The organism is Vibrio orientalis CIP 102891 = ATCC 33934, from assembly GCF_000176235.1.
GTDB lineage: Bacteria > Pseudomonadota > Gammaproteobacteria > Enterobacterales > Vibrionaceae > Vibrio > Vibrio orientalis.
In genome coordinates this window covers 63,700-77,581 of the sequence record NZ_ACZV01000001.1, presented here as the reverse complement: position 1 = coordinate 77,581, position 13,882 = coordinate 63,700, and the positions used below count along the sequence as shown (strand labels likewise).

At 45.6% G+C, this 13,882-nt stretch carries 13 protein-coding genes; 8 read left to right on the top strand and 5 right to left on the bottom strand.

Annotation, left to right across the window (positions count from 1 at the left end):
• Positions 1–71 precede the first annotated feature (71 nt).
• The 3 genes from VIA_RS00390 to rarD all read right to left on the bottom strand — a co-directional run bounded on the left by VIA_RS00390 (position 72) and on the right by rarD (position 2,595).
• A complete protein-coding gene (locus tag VIA_RS00390) occupies positions 72–740 on the bottom strand; it encodes a LysE family translocator (protein WP_004409650.1) in 669 nt (222 codons plus the stop codon).
• A gap of 72 nt (positions 741–812) precedes the next feature.
• Positions 813–1,607, bottom strand: coding sequence for an AraC family transcriptional regulator (locus tag VIA_RS00385; RefSeq protein WP_004409649.1), 795 nt, complete (start codon positions 1,605–1,607; stop codon positions 813–815).
• A gap of 73 nt (positions 1,608–1,680) precedes the next feature.
• Positions 1,681–2,595 (bottom strand): EamA family transporter RarD, encoded by a 915-nt coding sequence (gene rarD / locus VIA_RS00380; protein WP_004409648.1) that lies wholly within the window; start codon positions 2,593–2,595, stop codon positions 1,681–1,683.
• Positions 2,596–2,760: 165 nt separating this feature from the next.
• Between rarD and recQ the strand changes: the two genes are divergently transcribed.
• The 3 genes from recQ to VIA_RS00365 all read left to right on the top strand — a co-directional run bounded on the left by recQ (position 2,761) and on the right by VIA_RS00365 (position 5,782).
• Complete coding sequence (recQ, locus tag VIA_RS00375; protein ID WP_004417679.1) at positions 2,761–4,599, top strand: ATP-dependent DNA helicase RecQ; 1,839 nt, start codon at positions 2,761–2,763, stop codon at positions 4,597–4,599.
• Positions 4,592–4,912, top strand: a complete 321-nt coding sequence (locus VIA_RS00370) for a DUF3630 family protein (protein WP_004409646.1) — start codon at positions 4,592–4,594, stop codon at positions 4,910–4,912. The genes recQ and VIA_RS00370 overlap by 8 nt, the downstream gene beginning before the upstream one ends.
• 198 nt (positions 4,913–5,110) lie before the next feature.
• Positions 5,111–5,782 (top strand): 7-cyano-7-deazaguanine/7-aminomethyl-7-deazaguanine transporter, encoded by a 672-nt coding sequence (locus VIA_RS00365; protein ID WP_004409644.1) that lies wholly within the window; start codon positions 5,111–5,113, stop codon positions 5,780–5,782.
• 75 nt (positions 5,783–5,857) lie between these two features.
• Here VIA_RS00365 and gppA read toward each other — a convergent pair whose 3' ends face one another.
• A complete protein-coding gene (gppA, locus tag VIA_RS00360) occupies positions 5,858–7,348 on the bottom strand; it encodes a guanosine-5'-triphosphate,3'-diphosphate diphosphatase (RefSeq protein ID WP_004409643.1) in 1,491 nt (496 codons plus the stop codon).
• A gap of 7 nt (positions 7,349–7,355) precedes the next feature.
• Complete coding sequence (gene rhlB, locus VIA_RS00355) at positions 7,356–8,657, bottom strand: ATP-dependent RNA helicase RhlB (RefSeq protein WP_004409641.1); 1,302 nt, start codon at positions 8,655–8,657, stop codon at positions 7,356–7,358.
• A gap of 112 nt (positions 8,658–8,769) precedes the next feature.
• Here rhlB and trxA point away from each other — a divergent pair, with 112 nt between their 5' ends.
• The 5 genes from trxA (at position 8,770) to VIA_RS00330 (ending at position 13,870) form a co-directional block, all read left to right on the top strand.
• A complete protein-coding gene (trxA, locus tag VIA_RS00350; RefSeq protein WP_004409639.1) occupies positions 8,770–9,096 on the top strand; it encodes a thioredoxin TrxA in 327 nt (108 codons plus the stop codon).
• Positions 9,097–9,291: 195 nt separating this feature from the next.
• Entirely contained in the window at positions 9,292–10,551 is a 1,260-nt protein-coding gene (rho, locus tag VIA_RS00345) for a transcription termination factor Rho (RefSeq protein ID WP_004417675.1), read from the top strand.
• 107 nt (positions 10,552–10,658) lie between these two features.
• A complete protein-coding gene (locus VIA_RS00340) occupies positions 10,659–11,654 on the top strand; it encodes a hypothetical protein (protein ID WP_004409628.1) in 996 nt (331 codons plus the stop codon).
• Between the two features lie 93 nt (positions 11,655–11,747).
• Positions 11,748–13,604 carry a 4-hydroxy-3-polyprenylbenzoate decarboxylase gene (gene ubiD / locus VIA_RS00335; protein WP_004409627.1) on the top strand — a complete coding sequence of 619 codons (1,857 nt, stop codon included), beginning with the start codon at positions 11,748–11,750 and terminating at the stop codon, positions 13,602–13,604.
• Positions 13,601–13,870 (top strand): 2Fe-2S iron-sulfur cluster-binding protein, encoded by a 270-nt coding sequence (locus VIA_RS00330; RefSeq protein WP_004409626.1) that lies wholly within the window; start codon positions 13,601–13,603, stop codon positions 13,868–13,870. Before ubiD ends, VIA_RS00330 begins: the two co-directional genes overlap by 4 nt.
• Positions 13,871–13,882 lie beyond the last annotated feature (12 nt).

Sequence of the window (13,882 nt, the reverse complement as noted above, 5' to 3'; positions counted from 1 at the left end):
TGGAAAGGGCGTAGGTCTAAAAGTTTTTGTTCAAAATTTAACCTTGAATCAAACTTAATAATTTTTACGACTCAGAACTGAGCCGCCAGAGCAGTGGTTGATTGCCACAAAATGCCCGCTCCAATAACGCTGAACAGTACCCCACACAGGCCGTCAACATATATGGCTAAAGAAGTTATTTTTTTCTGCATACGTGAAGTAGACAATGCCCATGCTAAGAATGAAAACCAAGCCAGAGAAATGCCCCACAAGATGATTAACGCTCCTCCTTTACCAGCTAAGGACATGCCTGCTGGGACTAAACTCGACATTAAGCTGACAAAAAACACGAGGGCTTTCGGGTTGAGGATATTGGTGGCAAAGCCACGGGAAAAGGCTTGGCGTTTATTGCTCAATAGCAAACTGGTTTGCTCGCTTGCTTGCTCGCTCTCTGCTGAGTGTTTTACTTTGGCCCAGGTGCTTTTTAAGGCACCGTAACCTAAATAGAACAGGTAGCTTCCGCCGGCCAACTGCAACAAGGCAAATAAGGTCGGCTGCTGGTGGACTAAGTAGCTGACACCAGTAAGGCTTAATAATGAATGAAGCAAGATGCCGCAAGACAAACCTAGCGCAATATAAAGGCCAGTTTGGCGTCCGTAACGAGTGGCATTTTGCACCACCAGAGCAAAATCAGGCCCTGGGCTCATCAATGCAACAAAGTGGACAACGGCAAGAGTGGTTAGGATGGTTAATTCGTTCATAGCAATAGTGATTAATGATGTATCACGCAATTGTGCCAGCAGCGCTAAGCAAAAGATTGTAAATAATCGACACTAGTTGATTTGAGATGGGCTGACGCCATACACGGCTTTAAACGCTTTACTGAAGTGCGCTTGGTCGTAAAAGCCGACTTGATGGGCGACCTCAGTACCTTTCACACCCGCTTTCAATAATTTCATCCCTTGCTCCATACGCAACCGACTTAGCCATGCGTAGGGAGTTAAGCCGATTTTGGCTTTGAAGTGGCGCTGAAACTGAGTTGGACTCAGCTGACACAATGCCGAGAGTTGTTCGAGTTTGACTGGTTGATCGAGGTTCGCCATCAAATACTCTTTTAGTGTCGCAACGGACTGATTACCAAGCGGCACGATACTTCTTTGCTCTTTTGCACCGTAGCGCTCGAATAGCTGGCTAAACCCTTCATAAGGTAGGCAGTCTTGAGCAAGCTGACTTTGGTGAGTGTTGGTTAGGTTGTGGTGTAGTTGAGATAAGGTATTGAAAACATAAGAGTCATCAATCACAAGTTGGTTAAAACCTATGATGTCAGAAGATCGTTTTAGATCGGAAAGATCGCTTAGCCATTGAGGATCAAGAGAAAACACTTTTACCTTGTAGCCAGAGTCGAGTTTGGATTGGCCATCGTGCATTTCATCCGGTGGCATCAACACTATTTGCCCTTGACCGGCATGATGAGATTCACCCTGATAATGGAATTTTTGTTCCCCTTGGGTGATAAGGCCAATGTGAAAATCAAGATGATAGTGACGTTGAAAGGCAAACGTCTGGTAGTTTGCGTCGATCAAACCTATCTCTTGATTGGGCACTGTTTGGTATTGAACCTTATCCATAAAAACAAAAAAAGCTTGGTGAATATTTCACCAAGCTTAGCGTTAGTTATCTTGAATGTCTTGTAAAAAACGATCAGTGTGTTTGAGACGCCTTCTTTGACTTTTTATTGGCTCGCAGCCCATCAAAGCTAAATACCACCAACGCTCCCCAAATAAAGGCAAAGGTGATCGTCTTATCCATGGTGAAGGCTTCGCCGTAAATCAGTACAGCAAGCAGGAACATTAAACTTGGGCCAATATATTGGAAGAAGCCCAGTGTAGATAGCTTGAGTCGCGTCGCTGCGCCGGTAAAGCAAAGTAGCGGTAAGGTAGTGATGATACCCGCGGAAATCAGTAGCAAGTTTAGATTCAGCGGATTCTCCGTGAAATTTGACGTCGGAGTATCGGCAATCCACATTAAGTAAATTGCAGCCGCAGGCAGCAGTACTAAGGTCTCAACGAATAAGCCTGTTTGCGCTTCAAGGCTGACTTTTTTACGCAGAAGGCCATAAAAGCCAAAACTAAAGGCTAAAGCGATAGCGACAGTCGGAATAGAACCAAACACAAATAACTGCACCAGCACGCCACAAGTGGCAAGAGCGACAGCAAACCACTGCAGTTTACGTAGCCGTTCGCCCAAAAAGAGCATCCCGAGTAGTACATTTATCAGAGGGTTGATGTAGTAGCCCAAGCTGGCATCGAGCATGTGATCAGAATTGACCGCCCAAATGAAGATCAACCAGTTTGCCCCAACCAATACCGCAGTCGTAACTAGGTACATCAGCTTCTGTTTTGACTTGATCACGTCTCGTACATTGCGCCAGCGACGACCGAAGTGAAGTAGAGCGGCCAGTAGGAAGAACGACCAGACGACGCGGTGACTTAGAATTTCTAGCGGGGAGACATCACCGAGCGCTTTAAAGTAGATTGGCGCAATGCCCCACATGGTATAGGCACCAATCGCGAGGAAGACACCTTGCTTGGCTCGCTGTTGTTCGTCTGGAGTCATAGTTGTGCGCTCAGGTTGAAATAAATTAACAAATTGAAACATGCAGTATACGAACGACAGGTAGAATCACCTAACAATTTGCGGTTTTATTCACCTCTAAACCCCTCTACAATGTGCCCCTTGCGTTTGTCACGCACTCGACCTGCAATCCTACTGAGATAATTCATGACCTCGACACTTTTAGCACCACAACCTATGGAAGAATTGCCGACGCCACAAAGCATTCTCGAAAATGTTTTTGGCTACCAGATCTTCCGTGATGGTCAGCAAGAAGTAATAGAGTCAGCGGTCGCTGGGCAAGACAGTTTAGTCATCATGCCGACGGGTGGTGGCAAATCGCTTTGCTATCAGATTCCCGCCTTGGTGCGTAGCGGTTTAACCTTGGTGATCTCTCCGCTTATCTCTTTAATGAAAGACCAAGTAGATCAGCTCAAAGCGAATGGGGTTGCGGCTGAGTGCATCAACTCAACCATGTCACGTGAAGAGCTTATCTCTGTCTACAATCGCATGCATTCAGGGGCGCTTAAGCTAGTCTATGTGTCACCGGAACGAGTGTTGATGCGTGACTTTATCGAGCGCTTGGAAAGTTTGCCTTTATCAATGATTGCCGTTGATGAAGCGCACTGTATTTCGCAGTGGGGGCATGATTTTAGACCAGAATATGCGTCACTGGGTCAGCTAAAGCAGTACTTTCCTCATGTGCCTGTCATGGCGCTAACTGCTACCGCTGATGATGCAACCCGCAAAGATATTATGCAGCGCCTGCAACTTAATGAGCCGCATACCTATCTCGGTAGTTTCGATCGGCCGAATATCCGCTATACCTTGGTTGAAAAGCATAAGCCGGTTTCTCAGGTAGTGCGTTTCCTTGAAAACCAGCGCGGTAGCTGCGGCATCATCTATTGCGGTAGTCGTAAGAAAGTCGAAATGGTGACCGAGAAGCTGTGTAACAACGGTCTTCGCGCGGCCAGTTATCATGCAGGACTTGAAGCGGATGAGCGTGCTTACGTTCAAGAAGCGTTTCAACGGGATGATATTCAGATTGTTGTTGCGACAGTCGCGTTTGGCATGGGGATTAACAAGCCTAATGTGCGCTTTGTGGTTCACTTTGATATTCCACGCAACATTGAGTCTTACTATCAGGAAACGGGTCGAGCAGGGCGAGATGGCTTACCCGCAGAGGCAATGATGCTTTACGACCCTGCGGATATTAGCTGGCTACGACGTATGCTCGATGAGAAAGACGACGGCCCGCAGAAGCAAGTCGAAGCACATAAGCTCAATGCGATGAGCGCGTTTGCTGAAGCACAAACCTGTCGACGTCAGGTGCTACTGAACTACTTTGGTGAATATCGAGAAAAGCCGTGTGGTAACTGCGATATTTGTCTAGATCCACCTAAGCATTTTGATGCCACTGAGCAAGCGCAAAAAGCTCTGTCTTGTGTCTATCGAGTTAACCAAAGCTTTGGTATGGGTTACGTGGTTGAGGTGTTGCGTGGCATGCAAAATATCCGTGTGCGTGAAAACGGCCACGATAAGTTATCGACCTATGGTATCGGCCGAGAAAACAGTCACGACTATTGGGTGAGTGTGTTTCGCCAACTGATTCATAAAGGCTTGTTGTTTCAAAATATCACCCGCAACTCGACATTGCAGCTGACCGAGGAAGCGCGTCCACTTTTGCGTGGCGAGATGAGCTTAGAACTTGCTGTGCCGCGTTTAGATACCGCTGCACGTGCCGCCAAGTCAGACAAGCTATCGAGCAAAAACTACGATAAAAAGCTGTTTGCTAAACTACGCAAGCTGCGTAAATCGATTGCCGATGAAGATGGTTTACCACCATACGTGGTGTTCAGTGATGCCACCTTGATTGATATGGCTGAAATCCTGCCAACCTCTTATGGGGAAATGTTAGCAGTGAGTGGCGTGGGGCAACGTAAGCTAGAGAAGTACGCCGATCCTTTCTTAGATTTGATTCAGGAGCATTTAACTAATCATGGGTGATTCAATGCAACAAACGGAATTTGGGCTTGTTGATTATCAGGCACAAGAGGGACGTATTATTATTCGAACGCCTCGTTTTGATTTTGATAGTTTTCCACAACTGGCAGAAAAGTTGGTTCAGTTGTTATCCGCTTCAGTAATTGAAAAGCAATGGGATGCTGATATTCACTCATGGCTAATTGATTTTGAAGGCTACCAACTGTTTCTTAAATCCGAACATTATAGTGAAAGCGTTTGGTTTGAAGCGTTGGCTATTGATGATTCAAAAGAAGAGCTCGATTTCCTCGCTTCTCTTTTTCAGCGTGGTTTCTAAAGAGAACATTGACGCTAACGATTGCTTCAATTTCACCTATTGCAGGTGAAATTGGTTAATGTATAATCGCCCGCCGCGATATTTGTCATAAAATATTGCGGCTAAATTCATTTAACATTGTTGGTAAGGCTTTTTCCTTGGCTTGGAAAGAGTCGATTTGGGTTCCCTCACCCCCAAACCAAACTAAAAAGGTATCGCATGAGTAACTTTACCCCTGCGCAGCAGCGCAAAGCCCTTTTTCTATTAGTTCTGTTCCACCTGATCATTATTGCCTCGAGCAATTACTTGGTTCAGCTTCCTTTTACCGTGTTTGGTTTCCACACTACGTGGGGCGCATTTACGTTCCCTTTTATCTTTTTGGCTACTGACTTGACCGTACGTATCTTTGGTGCTCAGTTGGCGCGTCGCATTATCTTTTTAGTGATGCTGCCTGCGTTAGCGGTCTCTTATGGTCTATCTGTCTTGTTCTACGAAGGTGCATTCCAAGGTTTTGGTCAGCTAGGTGAGTTCAACCTGTTTGTTGCACGTATTGCGATTGCGAGTTTTATGGCTTATCTATTAGGTCAGATTCTTGATGTGCATGTGTTTAACCGTCTGCGTCAGCTAAAGCAGTGGTGGGTAGCACCAACCTGTTCGACGCTATTTGGTAATGCTTTGGATACCATCGCTTTCTTCGCGATTGCTTTCTACCAAAGCCCAGATCCGTTTATGGCTGAACACTGGACCGAAATCGCTTTGGTCGATTACGGCTTCAAATTGGTGATTAGCTTAGGCTTGTTTGTGCCAATGTACGGTGTATTACTTAACTACCTAGTGCGTAAGATGACGGCGGTTAACCCAGATTTTAAAATGGTTGGCGCTAAGTCTTAATTGAAGTGACTAGCAAGAAAAAGCCCGAGGACTGAGTCTCTCGGGCTTTTTTTGTATTTGCGGTGTACGTATTAATTAGTACTCTACGACGGAAAGCGGCCAGCCGATATCACTTTGTCGATTGGCTTCGGTTTCAAGCTCAGCCGCGGTTAGTGGATTAGCTTGCAACCACTGTGACTTAATGGTCAGGGTGAGCTTGTCATCCGCAGAACTCAAACTGATATTAGGTTCGAGATCAGGGTTACGACGGTGAGTCAGTAATACCGCTAAACGCAACAGACGTAGCACACGTTTGGCACTGGTACTCGAAAGGGCGTGTTGCTCTGGAAGTGATGTGAGTTGCTCTCTATAACGACGAGCCAGTTCACCGAGTAGATGTTTTTGTGCGCGAGTATAGCCTGGTAGATCGAGATGCTGCAGCAGGTAAGCACTGTGCGCACCACCTTGCTTAAAGTCGATGGTCAAGCCAATCTCGTGCAGTTTGGCGGCAGTTTCAAGTAGTACGTCACCTTGAGATTCGGCAATCCAATCGTCTTGACACTCAGACAACAATTTAGCGGCCATCTTTGCCACTTGCTTAGCGTAAATCGCATCAATCTGATAACGACTCTGCACGCTGGCGATAGTACGAGCACGGATATCGTCTTGCTTTAGCTCATCAACCATCTCATAAACCAAGCCTTCACGCAGTGCTCCGCCTGCTAAGGTCATCGAGTCAATCTCTAGCAGTTCAAAGATAGCAATCAGAATCGACAAACCACTTGGGAACACTAAAGCACGCTCCAGTGTCAGACCTTCAATTTCAAGCTCTTCAAGATGATCGGCACGCATCGCCTGTTTTTGGAGGCGTTTTAGTTTGGCGTGAGTGATGACCTCATCCATACCTTGTGCCAACATGATCTCTTGCAGTGCTTGCACGGTGCCAGAAGCGCCAACACACACATCCCAGCCAATTTCTGTGTACTGCTCTAGAATTGGTTGAAGTGTCTCTTTTGCCGCTTGAATCGCGTTGTTGAAGTTGGTTGCTGTCAGTTGGCGATCTTTAAAGTGGCGCTCTAACCAAGTCACACAACCCATCTTTAGACTCGTTAGTGCTTTAGCTTCGAAACCTTCACCGATGATCAGTTCTGTACTGGCCCCACCAATATCAACCACCAAGCGACGCCCACTACCACCAGAAGTGTGTGCGACACCTTTATAAATAGTCGCAGCTTCCTCTTCACCATCAATCACTTCAATTTTATGACCGAGGATCTGATTGGCTTTGTCCAGAAAGACATCCACATTGGTCGCGGTACGTAATGTCGCGGTACCAACAATGCGGATGTTTTCGGTTGGAATATCTTGCAGTCGTTCTGCAAATAGACTCAAGCAGTCCCATCCGCGTTGCATGGCTTCTTGGCTTAGCGCGTTACTGTCGTCTAAACCTGCGGCAAGGCGAACTTTGCGTTTAATTTTAGCCATTGTTTGAATGCTGCCATCAATGTGACGCACAACGAGCATATGAAAACTGTTCGACCCGAGGTCGATGGCTGCATAAAGCGGAGATGAAACTGCTTGGCTCATAGACGACTTAAGAATCCTTTTGTTGACGTGGACGAGAGCGATGGTTCGAACGACGATTGCCTGAACGTGAACCGCCAGTATTGGTACGACGTTGCTGCGGACGATTAGAACGCATGCGGATCGGTGCAGGTAGATCTTCTATCAAGGCACTTGGGTCGTAGTCAGAGACTGGGATAGTGTGCTCAATGTACTCTTCAATCGGCGGAAGGTTGATTGCGTAATCTTCACAAGCAAAGCTGATTGAATGACCACTTGCGCCTGCGCGACCAGTACGACCAATGCGGTGTACATAATCTTCACAGTCATCCGGTAGATCAAAGTTAAATACGTGTGTTACTTGAGGAATGTGTAGACCACGCGCAGCAACGTCGGTTGCAACTAATAGATCGACGTCACCTTTAGTGAATTGCTCAAGGATACGCTCACGTTTTTTCTGTGGAACATCACCAGTCAATAGACCAACACGATGGCCATCTGCTGCTAGGTATCCCCAAACAGATTCACATTTATGCTTAGTGTTGGCAAAAATGATTGCGCGATCTGGCCACTCTTCTTCGATAAGCGTCTGAAGTAAAGCCATTTTATGTTCATTTGAAGGGTAGAACAGTTCTTCTTGAATGCGGTGACCCGTTTTCACTTCTGGCTCAACCACAACATGCTCAGGGTTGTGCATGTGTTCGAATGCCAATTCTTGTACGCGGTAAGAAAGCGTTGCTGAGAACAGCATGTTCAAACGCTCTTTTGGTTCAGGCATACGACGGAATAAGAAGCGGATGTCTTTAATAAAGCCAAGATCGAACATACGGTCGGCTTCATCAAGCACGACTGCTTGAATATGGTTAAGGTTAAATACCTTTTGCTTGTAGAAGTCGATAATACGACCTGTTGTACCAATCAGTACATCAACACCGTCTTCTAGTTTAGACAATTGCTTATCATAGCTTTCGCCGCCGTAAGCAAGTGCCGCTTTGATACCAGTGCTTGCGATCAGCGATTCAGCATCATTATAGATTTGAATCGCCAACTCACGCGTCGGTGCCATAATAATTGCACGTGGCTGGTTTGGCTTACGACCTTCATGTTCAGAAGTGGTCAGTAAGTGGTTAAAAGTAGCAGTCAGGAAGGCTAATGTCTTACCTGTACCCGTTTGGGCTTGACCTGCGATGTCTTGGCCGGTGAGCAGTACCGGCAACGCCAAGGCTTGGATAGGGGTACAAAATTCGAACCCTTTTTTCTCCAGACCTTCAGTAATTTGAGGGTGTAAGCCCAAATCGGCGAACTTTTGCTCTGTGATATGCGTCTTTTTCATTGCTATAGAATATCAGCTTAAGCTTGCAATACGAAAGTAAATACATTCCAATAGGGCATCTAAATACTGGTTATCATCCAACCAGTTCCGAAAAAACACATTGGAGTGGAAGATGAGTGATAAGATTTTGCAGCTAACTGATGACGGTTTTGACGCCGACGTAATTAACGCTGCAGGCCCAGTTCTTGTTGATTTTTGGGCAGAATGGTGTGGTCCTTGTAAGATGATTGCGCCTATTTTGGACGAAATCGCAGACGAGTACGAAGGCAAACTCACTATCGGTAAACTAAATATCGACCAAAACGCAGGTACTCCACCTAAGTTTGGTATTCGTGGTATTCCAACGTTACTTCTATTCAAAGATGGTAGCGTAGCAGCAACTAAAGTAGGCGCGCTGTCTAAAACTCAACTTAAAGAGTTCCTAGACGCTAACCTATAATAGTTAGATAAGACCGTGCATCGAATAGTGCACGGTTTTGTTTTTTGAATACCAACAAAATCTAGACTAGTCTACTATTTAGTGCTAATTTATCGCACGTTAATTAAACAAGTTCTCTTCTTGGTCGATCCTGAGACCAAATCCTTCTTAACTAGAAAATAGATCCTTATTTTGACTAAACAAGCATCAACCACCATGAACCTCACCGAACTTAAAAACAGACCTGTGTCTGACCTTGTTAAACTTGGCGAAAGCTTAGGTTTAGAAAACCTAGCTCGTCTAAGAAAGCAAGACATTATCTTTGCTATCCTAAAAGCTCACGCTAAGAGCGGCGAAGATATCTTTGGTGATGGTGTTCTAGAAATACTTCAAGATGGTTTTGGTTTCTTACGTAGTGCGGACAGCTCATACCTTGCTGGTCCAGACGATATTTACGTTTCACCAAGTCAGATTCGTCGCTTTAACTTGCGTACAGGCGATTCCATTGCCGGTAAGATTCGCCCACCAAAAGATGGTGAGCGTTACTTTGCTCTACTTAAAGTGAATACTGTCAACGCTGACAAGCCAGATAACGCGCGTAACAAGATCCTATTTGAAAACTTGACGCCGCTACACGCAAACGAGCGTATGGTGATGGAGCGTGGTAATGGTTCGACAGAAGATATTACTGCTCGTGTTCTAGATTTAGCTTCACCAATTGGTAAAGGTCAGCGTGGTCTGATTGTAGCGCCGCCAAAAGCGGGTAAGACAATGTTGCTACAGAACATTGCTCAAAGTATTGCTTACAATCACCCAGAGTGTGAGTTAATGGTTCTTCTTATCGATGAACGTCCAGAAGAAGTAACTGAGATGCAGCGCCTTGTTAAGGGTGAAGTTATTGCATCAACGTTCGATGAACCAGCATCTCGTCACGTTCAAGTGGCAGAAATGGTAATCGAGAAAGCGAAGCGCCTTGTTGAACACAAGAAAGACGTGGTTATCCTGCTTGACTCTATTACTCGTCTAGCTCGTGCCTACAACACGGTAGTTCCTTCATCAGGTAAAGTTCTTACTGGTGGTGTAGATGCAAATGCACTTCACCGTCCTAAGCGTTTCTTCGGTGCGGCTCGTAACGTAGAAGAAGGCGGCAGCTTAACTATTCTGGCAACAGCACTAGTAGATACTGGTTCTAAGATGGATGAAGTTATTTACGAAGAGTTTAAAGGTACAGGTAACATGGAAATTCACCTGAACCGTAAGATTGCAGAGAAGCGTGTATTCCCAGCAATTGACTTCAACCGTAGTGGTACTCGTCGTGAAGAGCTACTAACTAAGAACGAAGAACTGCAGAAGATGTGGATTCTACGTAAGATTGTTCACCCAATGGGCGAGATCGATGCAATGGAATTCCTGATTGATAAGCTAGCAATGACGAAGACCAATGATGAGTTCTTCGATGCAATGCGTCGTCAGTAATTTCTGAAAAAGCTATTTTATAGAACGCCACCGTTATCGGTGGCGTTTTTGTTTGCATTATCTCAGTAGAACGAGCACAATGAGATAAATGTTACAAGGAGGTTAACATGCAACAAGGAATGTTGTCGTCGGTACTCCTATCAGCAACGCTTCTCATTGGTGTACCAGTCGCTACTGCAACGGAAATGCAGCCCCAGCGAGTTGAGCAATGGCTTCAAGAACCACAAGTTCATGACAAGATCGCAGAACTGCTTCAGTTTGTGGTCGAAGATGATATTGATGGACTCAACTTTGCTCTGCAAAGGCTTGCTTTGCCTGTCCAAGAAGTTTCCCGCTACTTACTACTCAAAAAGATTGAAGATCAGAATCTCATCTTAACGCCTAAGATGGCGCTGTTTGTCGAGCAGCAAAAATCTATGGTTCCTACTTATCAAGTATTGGAAAGAGGCGATGGCTATGAGTTTTCCGTTCCAGCCTTTAATTATCCAGTTATCGCTCATCGTTTACTGAAACAGTGGCAGCAAGATCAATCCACTCTCGCTTTTGTCCTTGAAGCTGAACGAGGGGAATTGGTTCTTAAGGATTGGCTCAAGGGCAGCGAATATCAGGTTCAGGCTCGTGAAGCGCTGTTGATACGTGAACTAGACAGTTTATCGCTAGAGGCTGTCAAAGGCTTAACTGATCAGTTAACCCAAGAGGCTGTCACCAGTTGGTTACCTTCATCGGAAGTGATGGTTAGGTTGGCACAAGTGAGTGAGAGTGCCGAGGTATATAAACTACTGTGGTTAATGAAAGCCGACTTTAATAGTGAGCGTGAGTTAGTGCGTTTAGCGCGCGTGGGTAATGAGTTCTCTCTTAACCAAGTCATGCAAGCGGCAAGTAACCCAAGCCTTAAAGAACGGGCAATTACCGAATTAACTAAAGTGCGCCCGATGTCTCCTGAAGTTCAGAACTTCTTAGTTGCTAGAATGACCACCTCTGATGATGCAAAATTTATTGCTGGAGAACTCGCTAGCCAAGGCTACTCCTCTTGGTTGGAGGAGCTTGCCAATAGCAATCAGCGGGTTAATAGCCGCGCTATTTTGAGTGTACTCAGTCAGTAGTATTTTGAGATATAACCACAATAAAAAGAGGGATCGGTCGATTCCTCTTTTTTGTTATACTGCCTGCAGATTAACCAGTTCACTGATAGGCCTATGAGTTTTAAGGACTTACGCGATTTTATCGCTCATCTAGAAAAACAAGGGAAGCTTAAACGCATCTCTCACCCTGTTGACCCTGATTACGAAATGACAGAAATCAGTGATCGTACGCTTCGTGCCGGAGGGCCCGCGCTCCTATTTGAAAACCCGATTGGTTATGACATGCCTGTGTTGACCAACCTGTTTGGCACACCAGAACGTGTTGCGATCGGAATGGGGCGTCAAGACGTTAAGCAATTGCGAGAGGTGGGAAAACTACTGGCTTACTTAAAAGAGCCGGAGCCACCAAAAGGCTTTAAAGATGCGCTGGATAAACTGCCGGTGTTTAAGCAGGTATTGAATATGCCAGCTAAGCGACTGCGCAAAGCACCTTGTCAAGAGATCGTATGGCAAGGTGATGAAGTCGATCTTGATAAAGTCCCGGTAATGAGTTGCTGGTCAGGAGATGTTGCACCACTTCTTACTTGGGGCCTAACCGTGACAAAAGGTCCAAATAAAAAACGCCAAAATCTGGGTATCTACCGTCAGCAGAAAATCGGCAAGAACAAGATTATCATGCGTTGGTTAGCTCACCGAGGAGGTGCGCTGGATCTGCGTGATTGGATGGAAACCAATCCGGGTGAACCTTTCCCTGTTTCGGTCGCATTTGGTGCCGACCCCGCAACCATTCTCGGCGCTGTAACGCCAGTACCAGATACGCTTTCAGAATATGCCTTTGCGGGTTTACTGCGTGGGAGCAAAACAGAAGTAGTTAAATCTGTTAGTAATGATCTCGAAGTCCCAGCAAGTGCTGAGATTGTAATGGAAGGCTATATCGATCCCAATGAGTTCGCTGATGAAGGCCCGTATGGTGACCATACTGGCTATTACAATGAGAAAGAAAAGCACCATGTGTTTACCATTACTCACATCACCATGCGTAAAGACCCTATCTACCACAGCACCTACACGGGCCGTCCGCCAGATGAACCAGCGGTATTGGGGGTTGCGCTTAACGAAGTGTTTGTACCTATCCTGCAAAAGCAATTCCCAGAGATTGAAGATTTCTATCTTCCTCCGGAAGGTTGTTCGTATCGAATGGCCGTTGTGACGATGAAAAAACAATACCCAGGTCATGCTAAGCGCGTGATGATGGGGGTATGGTCTTTCCTACGCCAATTTATGTATACCAAATTTGTCATTGTCTGTGATGAAAAAGTCGATGCTCGTAACTGGGATGATGTCGTTAAAGCGATGACAGAGCACATGGACCCGGTGCGAGACACATTGTTCATTGAAAATACACCGATTGATTCTCTTGATTTTGCCTCACCAGTGGTTGGGCTTGGATCTAAGATGGGCTTAGATGCAACGATTAAGTGGGAAGCAGAGTTGGTGGGTTCAAAGCAGGTTGAGGAACAAAGCTTTCAGTTAACACGAACCGAGCTTGATGTCTTTATCGACCAGAACCAAGAAGTCGTTGATATTTATATTCCATCGACTGCAGTGAATAACAGCTTTGCTATTGTGACGATGAAGAAAGAGTGCGCAGGGCAATCACAACAACTAGCCGAAAAAATTGAGCTGTTTCTTCAAGAGCGAGGAGCGCCCAAGTTTATTGTTGTGTGTGATGATGACGTTAATGCCACAGACTGGAATGACATTATCTGGGCGATTACCACTCGAATGGATCCCTCTCGAGATACGAAACAAATATTGGCTTTCGAAAAAAACAGTTCACGTTTAGTACTAGACGCGACGAACAAGGTTGAAGGTGAAGAAGTTGTTCGAGAATGGGGCACACCTATCAAGAAAGATCGCCAACTTGTAGCAAAAATCGATGCGTTCTGGGATAAGTTGGGTATCCTATGAAGCATACCGTCATCTTGCAGCCCGATAACCTAGAATTTGAAGTGCAGGATGGACAAACGGTGTTGGAAGCCGCGCTCAACAATAATATTAATTTTCCACACCGTTGCCAGGTTGGTGCATGTGCAGCCTGTTTGTGTCGTAAACTAGAAGGAACAGTCTCTTATCACCTTGAACCAATGCTCACTGATAAAGAGCAACAACAAGGATGGATATTTGCTTGCCAAGCCTTCGCAGAAAGTAAATTAGTGCTTACTTTTGAAGAGTAAGTAAGAGGAACA

Bases quoted from the DNA above. Each gene is read 5' to 3' on its own strand.
- VIA_RS00390 (WP_004409650.1), bottom strand. From the start codon at position 740: ATGAACGAATTAACCATCCTAACCACTCTTGCCGTTGTCCACTTTGTT.
- VIA_RS00385 (WP_004409649.1), bottom strand. From the start codon at position 1,607: ATGGATAAGGTTCAATACCAAACAGTGCCCAATCAAGAGATAGGTTTG.
- rarD (WP_004409648.1), bottom strand. From the start codon at position 2,595: ATGACTCCAGACGAACAACAGCGAGCCAAGCAAGGTGTCTTCCTCGCG.
- recQ (WP_004417679.1), top strand. From the start codon at position 2,761: ATGACCTCGACACTTTTAGCACCACAACCTATGGAAGAATTGCCGACG.
- VIA_RS00370 (WP_004409646.1), top strand. From the start codon at position 4,592: ATGGGTGATTCAATGCAACAAACGGAATTTGGGCTTGTTGATTATCAG.
- VIA_RS00365 (WP_004409644.1), top strand. From the start codon at position 5,111: ATGAGTAACTTTACCCCTGCGCAGCAGCGCAAAGCCCTTTTTCTATTA.
- gppA (WP_004409643.1), bottom strand. From the start codon at position 7,348: ATGAGCCAAGCAGTTTCATCTCCGCTTTATGCAGCCATCGACCTCGGG.
- rhlB (WP_004409641.1), bottom strand. From the start codon at position 8,657: ATGAAAAAGACGCATATCACAGAGCAAAAGTTCGCCGATTTGGGCTTA.
- trxA (WP_004409639.1), top strand. From the start codon at position 8,770: ATGAGTGATAAGATTTTGCAGCTAACTGATGACGGTTTTGACGCCGAC.
- rho (WP_004417675.1), top strand. From the start codon at position 9,292: ATGAACCTCACCGAACTTAAAAACAGACCTGTGTCTGACCTTGTTAAA.
- VIA_RS00340 (WP_004409628.1), top strand. From the start codon at position 10,659: ATGCAACAAGGAATGTTGTCGTCGGTACTCCTATCAGCAACGCTTCTC.
- ubiD (WP_004409627.1), top strand. From the start codon at position 11,748: ATGAGTTTTAAGGACTTACGCGATTTTATCGCTCATCTAGAAAAACAA.
- VIA_RS00330 (WP_004409626.1), top strand. From the start codon at position 13,601: ATGAAGCATACCGTCATCTTGCAGCCCGATAACCTAGAATTTGAAGTG.